Consider the following 18,222-nt stretch of genomic DNA (forward strand, 5'->3'; position numbering starts at 1 on the left):
CTTTTTGTGTTACGTGAGCTGAAGCACTCAACGGATAGCCAGATAAGACCGGAGCACGTCTTTTAGTTCTTCGGCCGTATCATTGGCGGTCGAGACCTGAATATGATCACCCACCACGTCCACCTGTGTATCGATGAAGCCTTGGCTGTCGATAAAGCGCTCGACATCCCGCGCATCCTCGGTCTGGGTCAGCAATACCTTGTTGCCGACGAATGCGTTGTTCACATAGACCTCGTAACGGTCGTGCGACATTTTGGTTTCTTGGTTCTCCAACTCTGGCATGCGCAAAAAATTCGTGCTGTTAATCATGTCGGTCCTCCTGCGTCCAAAAGGTTAGTCTCGTCGTATCCTGCCACTATTCTTTATTGTGCCGCTGTGGGCCGCCTCTCTATGCGGATAGATTCATCGAAAAAATTTCTACTATTTTGAATAAAAATTATGGAAAAGGTAGTTATGGGTTTTTTTCAATGGAGAGGCAAGGTAAAATAGTAGGTACGACCTACATTATCAGGAGGTTCTCTATGAGATTGACGATACGCTGGAAACTGATTCTCGGCTTTATGGTTAGTAATCTGATCCTGTTGAGCGCGTGTGGGATCGCTGTCTTCAAGATGGATTCTATGGGGCAAATCGCCTCTGAAATTAATGACAGTCGGGTTCCCAGTCTGGCTATGCTAGGCGAGATGAACGGGGATGTAGCCGATATCGAGCGCATGACCCTATATCTGATGAACGAGACGGACCCGCGTAAAGTGGCGGAAGCCGAGGAGATGATTACCAATCGCGTCACTGAATTTGAAGAGGATATGAAGGGGTATCCTGCTTTGATCAGAGGCGAGAGCGAACAGAGAAGATTTGATGAATTTCTGAAAAGCTGGAGTAATTTCACTGAGCATATTCCGAATATTATCGCAGCGGTGAAAGCAGGGGATGCGGGTGTGGAGGCACGTGAGTTTGAGGAAGCCCACAGCTCGTTTACAATTGCTTCACAAGCGATCATTTCGTTGATTGAGATCAATAAAAGAGAAGCAGATCTTGCTACAGATGATTCTGTGGCCCTCTACAAATCGGGCAGAAGCACGACCGTCTTCTTGTCCATTGCTGCGGTGATTATTGCAGCACTGATTGCAGGAGGAACATCTTGGACGATCAACCGTTCTCTGACCAAGGTGAGAGAGCAGGTGCAGCGTGTAGCCGAAGGTGATCTGACCGCAGAGCCACTGGTGTTGCGTAATAAGGACGAATTGAGTGACTTGGCAGACAATGTGAATCAGATGGCCAGCCAGCTGCACAGCCTGATCCGTCAGATATCGCTCAGCTCTCACCAGGTTGTCGCCACCTCAGAGGAATTGTCCGCCAGTGCGGAACAGACCTCTCACACGGCTGAGATGATAGCCACCTCGATTCAGAACGTTGCGAGCGGTGCAGATGACCAGCTCCAGACCGTCATTCATACCACGGAGACATCTGTCGCCATCTCCCAAGGGATGGAGCAGATCAGCGTCAGCATTGATACGGTCAGCGATGCCAGTACAGAAGCAGTACAACGGGCTAGAGTGGGTAATGATATCGTGAAAAAGACCGTAGCGCAGATGAACATGCTCAATGAAAAAGTGACGGCCTCTGCTGAGGTTGTGACCGCACTCGGTAAAAAATCACAAGAAATCGAGCAAATCGTCGGGCTGATCACCCAGATCGCCAGCCAAACCAATCTGCTCGCACTCAATGCAGCGATTGAAGCCGCCAGAGCAGGAGAACAAGGACGCGGATTTGCTGTTGTTGCGGATGAAGTACGCAAACTCGCCGAGCAGTCCAGCCAATCAGCCAGCCAGATCAGCGAACTGATTGCAGAAGTCCAGGCCGAGGTCAACAAAGCGATCAGCGCCATGGACGAAGGCACAGATGCCGTACGGGAAGGCTTATCCTATGTGCATGAGACTGGACAAGCTTTTGATGAGATTATGAGTTCGATTTTCTCCGTGTCCAATCAGACCGGGGAAGTATACACGGTAGTGGAACAAGTGAATACGACCACCCAGCAGCTCGTGATTGCGATTGAAGGGATTGCCAAAGTATCAGAGCAAGCGAGTACGCATACGCAAGAGATCGCCGCAGCGGCGGAAGAGCAGAATGCGACGATGGAGGAGATCACAGCTGCTTCCAATATGCTTGCCAAGATGGCAGAGGAACTGCAAGAGGCAGTCGGTACTTTCAAAGTTTGATCAGAGGTTCCGATTGTTTCACCCGATTTGCCAATCTTGCTGGGATGATTGACTGGCCGCTTCGAAAGAAGCATGGGGAGACGGGGGAAAACATCTGGGTGACTCAGGGAAGTGGGACTGTTCCCCCTAAAAGCGTTTCCCCATGCTTCTTTCTCCGCTGGGTTGATTGTCAAAAAGGGTGAAACACTCGGAACCCTGCTCTGGAATGGGGGAAGGATTTTTGGGGTTTATTCAGGAAGTGTGTAAGTAATCTCAGGAAGAGTAATAACAAGAATGAAGAACTTTAGTTACAATAAAACATAAATACATGTGAGAAAAAATAGAGAGCATGCGGCCATTCATCGGCGCATGCTCTTTTTTTACTTATTCGCAGATAAAAAAGCTGCTTGAGCGTACAACCCAAGCAGCCTGTGAATCGGACGAGTTCAATCGCCCGGTCTTTTTGTTATTGGAACAAATCAATGAATCAGCGAATTAATAGATCGCTTCCCAACCTGCAGGAGTGATGAACAGACGGATCGCTTTGATCTTGCGGTCTTCCATCAGGGTGAAGTAGTGACGGTAGTAGGAAGGAACGGAGATCAGGTCGCCTGCTTCCAGCTCTACGTCGAAGTAGCGGCCATCTTTGCCTTGGATTGCGAAGATACCATGACCATCTACGCAGAAGCGTACTTCGTCATCGGTGTGGTGGTGCTCGTCAACGAATTTGTTGAGCAGAGCATCGAGGTTAGGGGTTTTGTCGGAGAGCATCACGATGTCAGCGGTGGAGTAGCCACGGCGAGCGGAGATGTCGTCGATCTCTGGTTTGAACGCATCGAGGATTTGTTGTTTTTCTTCATCAGAGAGATCATAAGCGTCACGGAGACGGTCGTTCAGGCGTTCGGTACCCCAGAATTCGTAGATAACTTCTTGGGTGTTGAGGTATGCTTCTACTGCTTCGCGACCAGTGATGTACTCGTTGTTATCGTGAAAACGTACTTTTGCCATTTTGGTATTCCTCCCATAATTGATTGTATTTATATAGATAGTGTAGATGTAGATGTAGATGTTTACGGTAAATCGATGTGACGCAGCTGCAGCCAGCGCAGGTGGTACTCGAACAAGAATTCGAATGCTTCGAGATGACGCTTCGCTTCGAAATCATTGCGGCCCCATGTGTAGATCCCGTGGTTGCGGATTAAGACGCCGGGGATTTCTGGTGTGATTACTTTTTCAATCGCAGAGGCGAGCTTCGGGATATCTGCGAAGTTCTCGACGATCGGTACTGAGATGCGGGCGTTTTCTTCCCAGATACCAAGGCCCTTGATCAGCTCCTGTCCTTGGATGGAAAAAGCACCACGGCTGAAGTACAGCTCAGAGATCAGGTTGTTGCCGAGGGTGTGTACGTGGAAGCACGCACCAGCAGACGGGATATTTTTATAGACGACGGCGTGGATTAAGGTCTCCGCAGAAGGCTTCAGGTTGGTCTTCTCGATCGGATTGGCTTCCACGTCGACGATCAGATAGTCTTCTGAGGAAAGCTTGGTTTTGTCCTTGCCGCTTGCGGTGACGGCGAATTCAATCGGGTCATCACCAGTTTTGATAGAAAGGTTGCCGCTCGTGCCTGGGAACCAGTCGCGACGGGCGAAGGTGAGCTTCACATCGTCGAGGCGTTTGAAGGCATCGATGCGTTGTTCGAGGGTTGTCGCCACGTTATTTCTCCTCCTGCTGTGCTTGTAAGGTTTTGAGTGTATCGATGACATCATAGAAGGTGGTAAAAGGCTGGTATGGCAGGCCGAGCTCTTCGCATTTTTCCACCAGCAGGGAGCGGGCGATTACGAAGTCGGCGATTTTGGCTCCCGCGAGGTCGGTGATGCTGTCGCCGATCACGACGCGGTAGTATTGCTTTGGGTCATATTGGCGGATGACCTTGGTTTTGCACATGCCGCAGTTACCTTTATTGGAGCATTCGTCATCGCAGGAATTCGGCCAGGTGATCAGGATGTTCTCACCGGAGAAGTCACTTGCGTTGCAATAGATTTCGTTGAGATTGTAAGGGGCCAGATACGGATAGACGAAAAAGTCGATACCGCCGCTGGTGATCAACAGCTTGATCCCTGCTTCCTCACAGAACTGCACAAACTCCCCAAAGCCCGGACGAATCTTCGCTTCATTAACTACGAAGTCGATGATGTCTTGCTTTAATGAAGTAGGAAGCATGGCGAACAGCTTGCCGACCCCTTCTTGGATGCCGATCTTTTGGCTTAAGATCTGTTCGGTGATCTCTTGCCAGCCGTCCGGTGCGAAGCGTTTCATGATCGCGACGATGTTGTCTTTTTCGGTGATGGTTCCGTCGAAGTCGCAGAATAGGACGAGTTGTTTACTCACTTTGCGCCGCCCCATTTCGCCAGAGCTTGAGCCAGCACTTCGGACTCAATAGCCGCATCATCAAGCGATTTGCCGGCTACCACTGCATCGATGGCCGCGCGGAACGCCTGCGCACCTGCCGCTGCACCGCCCGGATGACCGTGGATACCGCCGCCTGCGTTGACGATCTGATCCAGACCGAAGTCAGCATAGAGCTGTGGTACCAGACCCGGATGGATGCCAGCGGATGGTACAGGGAATGCGGTCTTGATGGAAGCAAGTGGAGCAGTCAGATCAGCCGCCAGCTTGAGTGCCTCGCCTTTGTCCAGGGCGACGTTGCCGTATGGAGACGGGAAGAGCACGAGGTCTGCACCTGCAAGACGCATCAGCTTACCGAGCAGAAGCGGAGTCGAGATGCCGTAGTCAGGTGACGGATACAGAGCGCCTGCAAGTGCAGGATGCGCCATGATCGGTACGTTGACATCAGGATCAGCAGCGAGACGGTGCAGCACATCGAAGCTATAAGCCAATACGTTGAACAGCAGGCATTGAGCACCAGCGTCGACGGCACGTTTTGCTTTTTCGATCAATTCAGTGGAAGGTCCAGTCAGGTTGGCTGCGTACAGCACTGGTTTACCTGTCTGTTGGGCAGTCTCATCGGCAATCGCACGGAATGCTTTGATCCGCTCGATGAATGGGGCCTTATCATCCACGAAGAAAATCTCGTCATCCTTGACCAGATCGACGCCACCGATAGCCTGTGCGCGGAACTGTGTCTTCAGATCTTCAAAAGGAAGACCCAGACAAGATTTGAAAATACTCATCAACAGCGGACGGTCATGGACACCAATCAGTTCACGCACGCCTGCCAGACCGAATTTTGGCCCAGGGAAGCCAGCGGTAAAAGAATCAGGGAACTGGATGTCGACCAGCTTGATTTTGCCGTCCATCGAGAGTTTGCCGAAAATCCCTGTTAAGAGAGAAGGAATATCATTGGTAAAGTTGCCGGTCGGATAGCTTACGGTCACGAGGCCGCGCTGTATGCCGTCTGCGAGCGTCTCCAGCACTTCGACGCCTGCCGCTTCGCCGAGATAGGCACGAAGCTCTTCCTGCTTCACTGCAGGCAGGTCGGTCCAAGAGCCGACGGTCATGCCGACTGCGATGCCCTGTGCTTTTTTCTCCAAGTCTTTCGCTTGGGTCAAGTAGGTTACGAGAATGCGATCTTGACTCATCTTGTATAAGAAACCTCCTTAACAGCTTGCGTACGGTCGCGGCAAGCCGTCCAAAAATCAAATAAAAAAAGCCTCCCGTGGGAACAGGAGGCGGCTATACAATACACACGTCTCCTCTCATCTCCCAGAATCCATTCGGTATAGCATGCCCTTGTGGGTTCTGCAGGATTTAGCACCGTTTCGCTTGCGCGCCGGTTGCCGGGCTTCATAGGGCCAGTCCCTCAGCCATCTCTACATAAGAGTGTACGAAATCATAACATGAAGTTTTCAATTCAATTTCCAGATGTAACAGACCAATAATAATTTTTTTTCTAGAGTTCGTCAAGATATTTTCAGAATAAAAAAATCATTGACAGAACTTCGGCCTCTGTGTAAGATTCAACTTAGCGTTTCACGTGCAGACTGGTAAAGCCAGATGCTCAACAACTTCATACGGATAATACCTTATCCAGAGACGGTGGAGGGACTGGCCCTATGATACCCAGCAACCGACACATGAAACCTATAACAGGGAGTCATTTCATGTGCACGGTGCTAATTCCTGCAGAAGAAAAATTCTGGTAGATAAGGAGGAGCGTATATGCTAATGACCTATGCAGACAACAACGACCTCTTTTCTTCGGAAAAGAGGTCTTTTTTCACTTCTTTGAGCAAAGCATACTGTGAGCAGATCTGGGCGGAGCACAAGTACTACGTCATGATGATCTCTTATCGCCTCTATAAAGAAATTGCCCAAGATTTCAAGGAACAGCTCAAGCTGACTAAAGAAACCAAAAGCCGTGACTGGACGGAATTCGCGACCGCGCTGATCAACAAGCTAGAACAGGTGAAGGCCGCAAGCATCGATGAGGATAACGCCCGCAACGCGCTTTCGCATGCGTTTGGACATCTCCGTGGTGAGGTGTCACAGGAGGAAAGCGGCGTCTGGCATCTGTTCCTCGCCACCAGCAGACAAGAGGCCCATCGCATGCTGTTCGTCCTTGGGATGGAGCATGGGGATGAATATCTGCAAAGATCCCGCCTGTTCGCACCTGATGCACCTGTGAGCCATGCCTGGATCAAGCAGCGCGGCAAGGAATACTTCATCCGCCACCGCGCAGGGGAATGGGACGTCTTGACCCCTGAAGAAGTACGCGCTGATATCGACGACTATAAACTGAACAAGCTGGTCGACTACCGCCTGTTCGCCCAAATAGATGATCTGACCAATCCACTAGACATTTACGACCGATTAACGAAAGGGGAATAATCACATATGACATACCGCGCTTTATCTGAACAAGAAGCAGTCGAATACGTACGCAATCTCCCAGGTCTCTTCAGCGAAGGGGCAGAGCTGTCCAGCCATGAGATCGGCGATGGTAACCTCAACCTCGTTTTCCATATCAGTGAGCAGGCAACAGGCAAAAGCGTGATTGTAAAGCAAGCGCTACCATATGCCCGCGTCGTAGGCGAGTCTTGGCCGTTGACCCTCGACCGTGCCCGCATCGAAAGCGAAGCACTGCTCCTCCAACGCAAGCTGGTAGAAGACCTCGTGCCAGAAGTGTACCACTGGGATGCAGAGCTCGCGCTGACCGTCATGGAAGACCTGAGCGATCACGTGATCATGCGCCGTGGCCTGATCGAAGGCAACCGCTACCCGTATTTTGCCAAGCACATTGGCCGTTTCTTGGCAAACACGCTGTTCTTCACCTCTGACATCGCGCTTGATCCGTATGAGAAAAAAGCAAATGTCGCAAAATTCACCAATCCAGAACTTTGCAAAATTACTGAAGATCTCGTCTTTACTGATCCATATGAAGATCACGAGACCAACAACTTCAACCCACTGATCCGCCCGCAGGTAGAAGCGATCTGGAACAATAAAGAGCTGAAGCGTGAAATCGCCCACCTCAAATACGGCTTCCTGACCCGCGCGGAAGCGTTGCTCCACGGCGATCTGCACACCGGAAGCATCTTCGTTACCGAAACTAGCACCAAGGTGATTGACCCTGAATTTGCTTACTATGGCCCACTCGGCTTTGATATCGGTGCCGTATTTGCCAACCTGATCCTCAACTATGCAGCACAGCTGGGCCTTACTTCTGACGAAGGAAAACGTGAATCCAACCGCGAATATCTGCTCGATACCGTTGAAAACGTCTGGAATGAGTTCGTCTCCCAATTCGTCTCTCTCTGGCACAAGCATGCCAAAGAACGCACGGCACATGTAGAAGGTTTCTGGCAAGACTATGTAAGTCAAGTTCTGCAAGACTCTGTCGGCTACGCTGGCTGCAAAACCCTTCGCCGTGTGATCGGTCTGGCTGGTGTCGCAGACCTCAACACGATTGAGAACGACGAAGTACGCGCTGAGGCAGAACGTCTGTCCCTCGCCATCGGGGAAGCACTCATTCTCGAACGGAAAAATATCAAGGAAGCAAGCGATATCACCGCGCTTGTCCGCCAAGTTACTTTGACGCTTACACAGGGGGTAGCCCGCTAATGACAGCAACAACCACACTAGCACCAGTGAAATGGGAGGAAGACCGTCTGCTTCTGCTCGACCAGACGCTCCTCCCGACCCAGACGCTTTATCTGGACCTGACCAAAATCGAAGAGGTATGGGCGGCCATCCGCCATCTGCAAGTGCGCGGCGCGCCGGCAATCGGAATGGCTGCCGCATACGGACTCTATCTCGGCATCCGTGAGATTGAAGCAACCGACTTCGACGCGTTCTGGGCGCAAGTCGAAGAGAAAGCAAGCTATCTCGCCACTTCCCGCCCAACCGCGGTCAACCTCTTCTGGGCCATCGACCGGATCAAAGGCCGCGTCCAGCTCGAAGCGGCGAAGCCGATCAGCGAGATCAAACAGGCTGTATTAGATGAAGCAATCGAAATTCAAGCCGAAGACGAGCGTGTCTGCCGCACTATCGGCGAATACGCGCTGACCCTGCTCCAAGACGGCATGGGTGTATTGACCCACTGCAATCCGGGCGCACTCGCGACAGCAGCGTACGGTACCGCGACCGCTCCTTTTTATCTGGCAAAAGAACGTGGCTGGGACCTCAAAGTCTTCGCAGACGAAACCCGCCCGGTACTCCAAGGTGCACGCCTGACTGCCTACGAGCTGCAACAGGCAGGTATCGACGTGACCCTCATCTGCGACAACATGGCAGCAGTCGTCATGGCACAGAAAAAAGTTCAAGCCGTCATCGTCGGTACAGACCGCGTAGCGGCCAACGGTGACGTAGCCAATAAAATCGGTACCTATGGCGTAGCGGTGTTGGCTCAGGCCCACGGCATTCCGTTCTATGTGGCTGCTCCGTTGTCTTCGATTGACCTGGAGACTCCGACAGGCGCTGATATCCCGATTGAAGAGCGTCCAGCTGAAGAGATCACGCACGGTCTTGGCAAGCAGGTGGCACCGGATAACATCCAGGTGTACAACCCGGCGTTCGACGTTACTCCGGCGAAGTATATCACCGCGATTGTGACGGAGAAGGGGATTTTTAAACCGGAAGAGATTAAGGATATTCAGAAGTAGAAATGAAAAATCCCCTAAGTGAACTGGCGCAGAATTCAATCTGCACCGTTCCGCTTAGGGGAATTTTTTAGCTAATGGGTCTTCCTCTGCTCAGGAATACCGTCTTTCGGCAGTCATCAATCATCATGGCAACAACTCGAACATCCATGGTCTTTGCGATGGTGTTTGCAGGGAACCCAGCTGACACCGTCAAAGCAATGAGTGGCCGTATCCTTCACGATAAACCGGGTGTCTGGCGGATTCTTGATGAGAAAACGCACACCACCAATCACTTCGGAACTCCTGCCTCTTTGCACAGCATCGAGTGCGAACACGCGAGCACTCAGAATGTATTTTTGTGCAGGAACAAATTGAACTTTTATCGTATGCAATTCATTTGGTTCGAGTCTGAATTTACCGAACCCGGCACCGGACTTCAGGATCTGGAAGGTATTGCAGTCCACTTGACGAACGCCCATGCAGAAGTCGCCATCATCTTTCCACTTCTCAACCAGTTCGGGTGGAAGTGTAACAAACACTTTGCCCCAGTCAAAAATCGGCAGTTCTCCGTCTTTGGGAGTTCGGAACATCAGGGAGTACAACCTTGGTTCGTTGGTGTAATTCGCCATGATAAAGACTCCCTGTCTTCCTGATCCGGGCACATCTTCGACTATGGAGATGTTTTTCCATACAATATTGTTGTTGTTCTGCACGTTGGCGTAGAGGTTGCTCGTTTCAGGGAATGTCATGCCAAACGGTGGTGTGGACGTGGTCTCAATGCGTGCGAGCAGGCAGAAATGCGCTTCTTCGGCTCCCAGACTGGCATAATCGGCAGGATTGGGCGGCGACCAAGGGAAGAAATAGATTTCGTCCTCTCCACCAGCGACAGATACGCTCTGGGAGCCAATTAGGCCGCCCATCAGTGCGGGAGTGGTGACGCTTCCGTCCCACGGGGCAGGCCATGACAATCCTGTCGATGCTTTCGCCCAGTAGAGTCTGAGTGTTCCAGATTCGGTCCTGCTGCCGCTGCATCCACGGTTGCGTACCCGTACATATACATAATTAGGCGATCCAGATGGGCGAAATACTGGATTTTCGTGATCTTGATTCATGAGACCATCTTGAGTTCTTCGTACCCAGATATCATCACTAATGTACATCGGCAGCGCAGAGGGGTCAGGTTCTTCACCAGTGTCGTCGACTGCGTCTTTCATCCATAGATCTGGTTGTAGCCCCTCACTGACGGGTACCAGGCCGTCAGAGCCGAGGAGCGTGGCACGGGCTACATGCAACGCAGCGGTCATACGTGCGACTTGCCCGGCAGTAAAGAGGTTCTTGCATGTGTCCCAGGTATAGTCCATGTAATTCATGAACATATCGCCGTTTGGTTCGTTTGAGCAAGATATGATCGGAAATTGTGGACAATCGATATTCCGATTTGCCTGATTAGGAGTGTCTTCTACATTGTCAGACCCGGTGCAGGCACCGCCATCATCACCCCAGATGTGTAATAAATCAAGATAATGCCCGATTTCATGAGTCAAGCTACGTCCACGGTTGTACCTTAGATCCAGATCTCCAATCGTTCCGAAGGCTCGATAGTGGATGACTACGCCCTGAATGTTTGCCGGGAAGCTGGGGTATGTTCCGGAGCCGATTACGTCGTCCGCAAAATTTACAACCCATATGTTGAGATATTTAGTGACATCCCACGGGTCGTGACCACCGGTGTCAGCATCTTTCATTCCATTGCTATTTCCCGGCCAGCTTTCAACATCGGTACGAGTTCTAGTGATACCAGTAGTGGGATTACAGTCTGGGTCACGTACGGCCAGAGCGAATTCGATACGGGCGTCAGCAGCGACACCTGCAAATCGAGCTGGTGTTGATGCGGCATCTGCATTCATGCGACGGAAGTCCTGATTGATCACTGGGATTTGGCTACGGATTTGTTCGTCGGAGATGTTTTGTGCATCGTTATTGTAGATGACGTGTACAACTACAGGTATTCGAATAATCCCTGTGCGCAGTCCATCACTTTCGTACCTGTTCATCCAATCCTGAATCTCGCTTTCCAACTGACGGGCTCGCCAGCGATACTCAGGGTCTGTTCGGACAAAGCGCCAGTGCTGTTGCATCGTACCGCATATATCAAACTGGGATGGCTCTTGCTCTTCTCTTGGTTGTCTGACCATTGCCTTTCCTCCATATTCGTTTGTGATACTCCTTTTGGTAATTTTATTATTTTGTGTAAATGATATACATATAATATTTGGAATGGTTGTATTTTTCTTACATGCACGCTATCCCGCGAAAAGCAAAAAGCCGGTAATCCTTTCGGTTGAGGAGTACCAGCTTTATCATGCTTACTTGTTTAGCTGTAGGAATTAGTTAACAGGTGTGGTATATACGGTGTAGCTGCTTTTTCTTCGGCGATACGGATGGAGTTAAACCGCAGATCAGGGTGAGGCTGAGTAGTCCGACACGTGAAGTGCACCTTTTATTTGACTGAGGGATATCCGGAGGGTGTAACATATAAATACAAAGAATCATTAGGCAGCGGAGGTAACCATGTCAATCCAAGTGAACCACCTCAATAAACATTTCCAAGTCCACGTCCGACAGGCTGGCTGGGCAGATGCTGTCCGCAGTCTGTTTAAACGGGAGTATAAAGTCGTCGAAGCCGTCAAAGACGTCTCCTTCTCTATCCAACCCGGCGAGATCGTCGGCTTCCTCGGCCCCAATGGTGCAGGAAAAACCACCACGATGAAAATGCTGGCTGGTCTGCTGCATCCCACGTCCGGAGAGATCAAGGTCGGTGGCTATGTTCCTTTTGAACAAAAGGCAGACTTCAAGAAAATGATGAGCTTGGTCATGGGGCAGAAAAGCCAGCTGATCTGGGATATTCCGCCGATGGAGACCTTTCTCGTTAATAAAGCGATCTATGAGATAGACGATTCAGTATTCCGTCATACCTTGGACGAATTGACCGAGTTGCTTGAGCTCGAACCCCTCTTGACCAGACCGACACGGAATCTGTCGCTGGGGCAGCGGATGAAGTGTGAGCTGGCGGCGGCATTATTGCACCGGCCCAAGGTCTTGTTCTTGGACGAGCCGACGATCGGTCTGGACGTACATACGCAGGAAAAGGTACGTCAGTTCATCGCCAAATACAACCGGGAGCACAAGACCACGATTCTTTTGACCTCGCATTATATGGGCGATGTAGCGGCGCTGTGTGACCGGGTGATCATCATCAACCACGGGAAGCTGCTGTACGATGGCGGCTTGCAGGTGTTGGCGGAGAAACTAACCCCGTACAAGCTGCTCGAAGTCCGCATCCCGACAGTGCCACAGATGTCGTGGGACGAATACGGCGAGGTCGTCGAGATTGACGAGGGCAAAATCATACTGCGCGTACAGCGTGACCGCATTCCAGAAGTCTCCGCCAAGTTTTTGCAGAACTTCGAGGTGCATGACCTCAACATCCAAGACCCGCCGATGGAGGAAGTCATCACGCTTGCTTTTCAGGAGGAATCCCATGTTTCGTAAATATATGGTGCTGCTCCGGATGAAATATGTAGAGATGTTCGCCTACCAATTGGCTACCATCGTATGGGTGGTGGGGGCGATGATCCAACCGCTGATCACGATGATTGTGTGGATGAACATCTATCCGCAAGAGTCCGATTCGTTCGTCCTCTACTTCACCCTGCTGATTCTGGTGGAGCGGATGACCAGTGCGTGGGATGTGTGGGAGCTGGACCGGGAGATTCGGGAAGGGACGTTTTCCTATCATATCGTCAGACCGATGCATCCGATCCACTGGGCGATTGCGGAGAATATCATCTATAAAGGGTTGTTTCTCGCCGTGCTTTTGCCGATCTGGATCATCGTGGCGTTTTTTGTACCGGCGCTACAGCCGCATATGGATTGGGCGCAGTGGGGGATGTTTGTTGTGGCGATCCTGCTCGGAGCGGCGATCCGGTTTTTGTTCAGCTACACCTGTGGGTTGCTGGGCTTCTGGGTGACCAAGGTCTCGGCGATTTACGGCGTGTTTGAAGCAGTCTCCCTGTTTTTCTCGGGACGGATTGCGCCATTGTCCCTGCTGCCTCCGGTGATGCAGGAGATCAGTCTGTATCTGCCGTTCCGCTATATGATCGGGTTTCCGGTCGAGATCGCGACAGGTGCTGTGACAGGTGAGGCGGTGGGATTCGGCTTTCTGGGCTCGGCAGTCTGGGTCAGCCTGCTTTTGATGGTATTGGGCTTGTTGTGGAGAGCTGGATTGAAAAAGAACCAGGCGGTGGGGGGATAACATGCAGAGGCATTGGAGGATTTTTCGCGAGTTTTTCCGTACCTGTCTGGTGGAGGAGCTGGAGTACCGCAGTGAATTCATCGGAAACCTGCTGTCGAGCGTATTTGGGATCGGGATTGCGATTCTGACGATCCAGATCTTTTTCTATCAGACCGACCAGCTGGGTGGCTGGGTGTATGAGGATGTTATTATTTTGCTTGGGATTTTTAACTTTTTGCAGGGATTGATCGATTTTGCTCTGCGTCCTAATATGTCGCGGCTGTTGCAGCATATTCGGCGGGGGACGCTGGATTATGTGCTGACGAAGCCGGTGGACAGCATGTTTTACGTCAGCTTCCGTCATCTGGTCTTCTGGCGGCTGATCGATGTGGTGCTTGGCGGCGGGCTGATTGTATATGGTCTGATGCAAAAGCAATATATTCCGTCGCTGTCCGATTTTCTGATGTTTGTCGTGAGTATGTTCTCGTCCATCGTCTTGATCTACGCGCTATGGATGCTCTTGATGACCACGGCTTTCTGGGTGATTCGGATGGACGATCTGTCGTTTGTGTTTAACTCGTTCTTTGAGACGACACGCTTTCCGATCACGATGTATCAAGGCTGGCTTAGGATTGTGCTGACCTATGTGCTGCCAGCGGCATTCATCACGAGTACGCCTGCTGCGGCTTTGCTGGGGCAATGGAACGGTGTGACGACACTGGTCTCGCTCGTCGTGGCAGGGGTTTTCTTATGGCTGTCCCGCCGATTCTGGCGCTTTGCGCTACGGTCCTATACGAGTGCCAGCAGCTAACAACCTTGTAACATATGCCGATCTGCTCCTCATGACGGCTCTATCAACGCTGACACCTCCGATTGTTGTGGAGGTGTTTTTTTCATATACTTGAGAAAATAGGAAACACTACGCGTGATATCTATATCAAGAGCGCCTATATGATTCACACGAGGGGAGACGAAACCGATGACAGCCACTAACTACCACGCGATTCGCCATCTATTAAACCAGCAAAAAGCTTCTTTGACCGCTCTGGCCACCTCCAAAGAGCCTTACGTGCAGACACAGGGCTTTGCTTCTGAGCAGGGAGCGTTTCCGCTTGCTCCCGACATCCAAGTAGAGAAGACGACGATTGGCGGAATCTACGGAGAGTGGGTGTCAGCTCCTACTATCAAAGCAGACCGTACCATCCTGTACCTTCACGGGGGCGGTTATGTCCGGGGGAGCTGTGCCTCACACCGGGAATTGGCATCACGAATCTCCCGTGCATCGGAGAGCAGAGTGCTGGTGATCGAGTACCGTCTGGCTCCGAAGCATCCGTATCCCGCGGCTGTCGACGATGCGGTTGCGGTGTATCGGGCCCTGCTTGAGACGGGTGTCGATCCGAAAAACATGGTGGTAGCTGGTGATTCGGCTGGAGGCGGGCTGACGATGGCTTTGCTGCAGGTGCTGCGTGACAATCAGGAGCCGTTGCCTGCGGCGGCCGTTCTTTTGTCACCGTGGACGGATATGACCGCGTCTGGAGAATCGATTGTCACACGCAAAGAGATCGATCCATGGCTGGCGTCTGAGGCAATGACAGTGGCTCCCAAGCTGTACCTGGGCGATGCAGATCCGAAGCATCCGCATGTCTCCCCGATTTTTGCCGACCTGCACGGGATGCCCCCGCTTCTGGTACATGTCGGGACGGATGAGATTCTGTATGATGATGCCGTGCGGCTGGTAGACCGGGCACAGGCAGATGGAGTAGATGTGACGTTGAAGGTGTGGGAAGGCATGTGGCATGTGTTTCAGGCCTTTGCTCCGCTGGTCAGAGAGGGGCAAGAGGCGATTGATGAGATTGGGGAGTTCATCCGGAAAAAGTGGGCTGTGGGAGTAGAATGTTGATCATAAGCCCAACTGTTGAAGATGGCTATCAGGGATATGTGGCTTTCAGAGCCATTATGGAGACCTTATCGTGGCAACGGTGGGGTCTCTTTTTTTGTGTGTTCAGAAACTTTTTGATAGTCACTTGACAAAAGTAAGTGTAGAGAGGTATTATACTTTCATGAAGTTAATTACAAAAAGTAAGTAAATATAATTAGGTAAAAGGAGAATGAAATCATGATGAGTCTAGGTTTGTTACTTATTCGTTTGGTAGTAGGGTTAAGCTTCATGGGACATGGTGCGCAAAAATTGTTTGGATGGTTTGGAGGATATGGTCCCAAAGGTACAGGGGCTTGGATGGAATCGATTGGGATGAAGCCAGGCGTCCAGATGGCGATCATGGCGGGGTTGGCTGAATTGGTGGGTGGACTGCTTTTCGCGGCTGGACTGCTGACACCATTGGGAGCCGCAATGATTGTGGGTACGATGGTGGTATCAATTGTGAAGGTGCACGGACAGAATGGATATTGGGCGACATCTAATGGATATGAGTACAACCTGCTGCTAATCGCGGTGGCTGTTGGGATCGCGTTAACCGGTGCAGGTGCCTTTTCGCTTGATGCATGGTTGTTTGGTTGATATTGCTTATGATTCCAATATTAAGGTAAAATATTTACAAACATTCGAGGGTAAGCGGGGGAGATCACGATGAATTCAGAAGTGAAACCAAATTCAGTAGAAGATATTGTGAAAATAAGAAGATCGGCCAATAACTTCGATCCTGATGTGAAGATATCGAAGAGTGAGCTTGAAGGACTGTTCGAGCTCGCTAAATTCGCTCCATCCGCTTACAACTTGCAACACGCTCATTATCTCGTTGTCGATGACCCACAGCTCAAGCTGCAAGTAAAGGAAGCAGCCCACCATCAATATAAAGTAGGCACAGCTTCTGCCGCCATCCTTGTACTGGGGGATATGGACGCATACAAAGATGCTGAGCGGATTTATGAAGGGATGCTGCACTTGGGCATGATGGATGAGGTTCATTATCGGGAGACGATTGACCACATTTATGCCGCCTATCAAGACCCGGAGTTCCGCAAAGAGGAAGCCATCCGCAATGCCTCCTTGTCCGCTATGCAGTTCATGCTCATCGCCAAGGCAAAAGGCTGGGATACTTGCCCGATGATCGGTTTTGACCCCGAACAGATGAGAAGCTTGTTGCGTATTCCAGACCGATTCCAAATTGCCATGATGATCACCATTGGAGTTGAGAAGACGAATCGCCCCAGACCAAGAGGCTATCGGAAGCCGGTCGGTGAATTTGTTCATTTCGGTCCGTTTTCTTCTTAAGTCAGTGAATCAGGCATACACATGCAGGAAACAGTAAGCTCGACAGTGATAGTCGGGCTTTTTTTACAGAGAGGATGATGGTTCATGTCAATCCGTATTATTCCGATTGATCAACAGGTCGCAGGCCAGTTTGACAATGGAAAACTTGTGGAACAGAAGCCGATCGGATTTCCAGACGAAGGGTCAGCCGTAGACCGTGTAGGCACTTTGTTTTATTGGGCTTGGTTTACGGCAAAAGAGGATGCGTATCTGCCTCCTCACCCTCACCGTGGATTTGAGATTATTACCTATCTCTTAGATGGTCGTGTCGATCATTCAGATACGCTTGGGAATGAAAGAACCCTGCATGCTGGAGGGCTACAGGTGATGCAGACCGGCAGCGGAGTACAGCACTCGGAGAAATACGAGAAGGGGACATCTGGTTTTCAGATTTGGTTTGAGCCATTCATGGGCGAGGCGAGTTATGCTGCTCCTACCTATGCGGATTACGGGAGCCAGGAGCTGCCGCTCGTGAAGAAGGATGGGAGTACGGTTACAACGATTCTTGGGAATGACTCTCCTGTTCAATTGGTGGCAGACTCCATGATGTGGGATGTGACCGTCTCAGCGGGACAGACCTATGAGCACGAGATCCCCGCTGGATATTCACTGGCAGGCTTGGTGTGCACGGGGAAATCCAGCTGGCAATCTGAAGGGGAGAAGCGGTTGGCAGAGGCGAGGGAATTTGTCGTATGTGATGCCAGCGAATCCAGCCGGGTCAGTATTGAGGCAAGTGCCGATCAAGATACACGGCTGATCCTGATCCAAGTGCCAAGTGTTCTCCCCTATCCTTCGTACAAGCAGGTAAAATTAAGAGCCAAAGTAAAGCGGGAAGCACAGAACTAATTGGCCGATAGCGACATCTTGATTCCATACAATCGCCAACCCGAAGTGACCAAGGATTTTTTTGCCGACATTGACATACCCTGATTTCCCGATATAATCAATCTCATGGACCCCATTATTCTTTTTAAAGCACTATCGAACGAAACACGGATTCAAATCCTTGAATGGTTAAAAGACCCTGAGAAACACTTCCCCCCACAAGAAGGCGGTGACTGTAATAAAATCGGGGTGTGTGTCAGTCACATCCAAGAGAAGGCTGGACTATCACAATCAACGATTTCTCAGTACCTTTTAATGCTTCAGAGGGCCGGCTTGTTGGAAGCATATCGCCAGGGGCAATGGACATATTACAAAAGAAACGAAAAGACCCTTGATGAACTGCTTCATTTCATCAAAGAGCATCTATAATAAAGTCATATCGTACATGGCTGTATTTCTCACGTATGAGAGAAATGTCATCCATGTATATATTTCACCCAATATATCGATAAATACAGATATATAAATATA

General features: G+C 50.7%; 18 protein-coding genes and 2 riboswitches. Of the genes, 12 read left to right on the top strand and 6 right to left on the bottom strand.

Annotated features, from left to right (window positions below):
* Window positions 1-27: 27 nt before the first annotated feature.
* The gene (locus FGI41_RS12755) at window positions 28-309 is read right to left on the bottom strand and encodes a hypothetical protein (RefSeq protein WP_139490530.1); all 282 of its coding nucleotides are present in this window, start codon (window positions 307-309) and stop codon (window positions 28-30) included.
* A gap of 212 nt (window positions 310-521) precedes the next feature.
* Between FGI41_RS12755 and FGI41_RS12760 the strand changes: the two genes are divergently transcribed.
* Entirely contained in the window at window positions 522-2,222 is a 1,701-nt protein-coding gene (locus FGI41_RS12760; RefSeq protein WP_176560259.1) for a methyl-accepting chemotaxis protein, read from the top strand.
* Window positions 2,223-2,696: 474 nt separating this feature from the next.
* Here the strand turns inward: FGI41_RS12760 and FGI41_RS12765 are convergent, their stop codons facing one another.
* The 4 genes from FGI41_RS12765 to FGI41_RS12780 all read right to left on the bottom strand — a co-directional run bounded on the left by FGI41_RS12765 (window position 2,697) and on the right by FGI41_RS12780 (window position 5,800).
* The gene (locus tag FGI41_RS12765; RefSeq protein ID WP_139490532.1) at window positions 2,697-3,209 is read right to left on the bottom strand and encodes a cupin domain-containing protein; all 513 of its coding nucleotides are present in this window, start codon (window positions 3,207-3,209) and stop codon (window positions 2,697-2,699) included.
* A 62-nt stretch (window positions 3,210-3,271) separates the two neighbouring features.
* Window positions 3,272-3,913, bottom strand: coding sequence for a methylthioribulose 1-phosphate dehydratase (locus FGI41_RS12770; RefSeq protein WP_139490533.1), 642 nt, complete (start codon window positions 3,911-3,913; stop codon window positions 3,272-3,274).
* Between the two features lies 1 nt (window position 3,914).
* A complete protein-coding gene (locus FGI41_RS12775; RefSeq protein ID WP_139490534.1) occupies window positions 3,915-4,589 on the bottom strand; it encodes a 2-hydroxy-3-keto-5-methylthiopentenyl-1-phosphate phosphatase in 675 nt (224 codons plus the stop codon).
* Complete coding sequence (locus tag FGI41_RS12780; protein WP_139490535.1) at window positions 4,586-5,800, bottom strand: 2,3-diketo-5-methylthiopentyl-1-phosphate enolase; 1,215 nt, start codon at window positions 5,798-5,800, stop codon at window positions 4,586-4,588. Before FGI41_RS12780 ends, FGI41_RS12775 begins: the two co-directional genes overlap by 4 nt.
* A gap of 114 nt (window positions 5,801-5,914) precedes the next feature.
* Window positions 5,915-6,042: riboswitch (SAM riboswitch) on the bottom strand.
* A 199-nt stretch (window positions 6,043-6,241) separates the two neighbouring features.
* Window positions 6,242-6,371, top strand: a riboswitch (SAM riboswitch).
* Window positions 6,372-6,380: 9 nt separating this feature from the next.
* Here FGI41_RS12780 and FGI41_RS12785 point away from each other — a divergent pair.
* From FGI41_RS12785 to mtnA, 3 genes are read left to right on the top strand one after another with little or no spacing between them, the layout of a single operon-like run.
* Window positions 6,381-7,049 carry a DUF1722 domain-containing protein gene (locus FGI41_RS12785; RefSeq protein ID WP_255298447.1) on the top strand — a complete coding sequence of 223 codons (669 nt, stop codon included), beginning with the start codon at window positions 6,381-6,383 and terminating at the stop codon, window positions 7,047-7,049.
* Window positions 7,050-7,055: 6 nt separating this feature from the next.
* Complete coding sequence (gene mtnK, locus FGI41_RS12790; protein WP_139490536.1) at window positions 7,056-8,282, top strand: S-methyl-5-thioribose kinase; 1,227 nt, start codon at window positions 7,056-7,058, stop codon at window positions 8,280-8,282.
* Window positions 8,282-9,322, top strand: a complete 1,041-nt coding sequence (gene mtnA / locus FGI41_RS12795; RefSeq protein ID WP_139490537.1) for an S-methyl-5-thioribose-1-phosphate isomerase — start codon at window positions 8,282-8,284, stop codon at window positions 9,320-9,322. Before mtnK ends, mtnA begins: the two co-directional genes overlap by 1 nt.
* Window positions 9,323-9,438: 116 nt before the next feature.
* Here the strand turns inward: mtnA and FGI41_RS12800 are convergent, their stop codons facing one another.
* A complete protein-coding gene (locus tag FGI41_RS12800; RefSeq protein ID WP_139490538.1) occupies window positions 9,439-11,496 on the bottom strand; it encodes a zinc metalloprotease in 2,058 nt (685 codons plus the stop codon).
* A 376-nt stretch (window positions 11,497-11,872) separates the two neighbouring features.
* Between FGI41_RS12800 and FGI41_RS12805 the strand changes: the two genes are divergently transcribed.
* The 8 genes from FGI41_RS12805 (at window position 11,873) to FGI41_RS12840 (ending at window position 18,120) form a co-directional block, all read left to right on the top strand.
* Window positions 11,873-12,853, top strand: a complete 981-nt coding sequence (locus tag FGI41_RS12805) for an ABC transporter ATP-binding protein (RefSeq protein ID WP_139490539.1) — start codon at window positions 11,873-11,875, stop codon at window positions 12,851-12,853.
* Window positions 12,843-13,616 (top strand): ABC transporter permease, encoded by a 774-nt coding sequence (locus tag FGI41_RS12810; RefSeq protein WP_139490540.1) that lies wholly within the window; start codon window positions 12,843-12,845, stop codon window positions 13,614-13,616. Before FGI41_RS12805 ends, FGI41_RS12810 begins: the two co-directional genes overlap by 11 nt.
* Before the next feature lies 1 nt (window position 13,617).
* A complete protein-coding gene (locus FGI41_RS12815) occupies window positions 13,618-14,406 on the top strand; it encodes an ABC transporter permease (protein ID WP_139490541.1) in 789 nt (262 codons plus the stop codon).
* A 168-nt stretch (window positions 14,407-14,574) separates the two neighbouring features.
* Window positions 14,575-15,495 carry an alpha/beta hydrolase gene (locus FGI41_RS12820; RefSeq protein ID WP_139490542.1) on the top strand — a complete coding sequence of 307 codons (921 nt, stop codon included), beginning with the start codon at window positions 14,575-14,577 and terminating at the stop codon, window positions 15,493-15,495.
* Window positions 15,496-15,711: 216 nt separating this feature from the next.
* Window positions 15,712-16,113, top strand: a complete 402-nt coding sequence (locus FGI41_RS12825; RefSeq protein WP_139490543.1) for a DoxX family protein — start codon at window positions 15,712-15,714, stop codon at window positions 16,111-16,113.
* A 69-nt stretch (window positions 16,114-16,182) separates the two neighbouring features.
* On the top strand, window positions 16,183-16,827 hold the full coding sequence (locus tag FGI41_RS12830) for a nitroreductase family protein (RefSeq protein ID WP_139490544.1): 645 nt from the start codon (window positions 16,183-16,185) through the stop codon (window positions 16,825-16,827).
* 84 nt (window positions 16,828-16,911) lie between these two features.
* Entirely contained in the window at window positions 16,912-17,712 is an 801-nt protein-coding gene (locus FGI41_RS12835) for a pirin family protein (protein WP_139490545.1), read from the top strand.
* A 105-nt stretch (window positions 17,713-17,817) separates the two neighbouring features.
* A complete protein-coding gene (locus tag FGI41_RS12840; RefSeq protein WP_139490546.1) occupies window positions 17,818-18,120 on the top strand; it encodes an ArsR/SmtB family transcription factor in 303 nt (100 codons plus the stop codon).
* The last annotated feature ends 102 nt before the right edge of the window (window positions 18,121-18,222 follow it).

The sequence above is a fragment of the Brevibacillus dissolubilis genome (assembly GCF_006170445.1).
Taxonomy (GTDB): Bacteria; Bacillota; Bacilli; order Brevibacillales; family Brevibacillaceae; genus Brevibacillus_B; species Brevibacillus_B dissolubilis.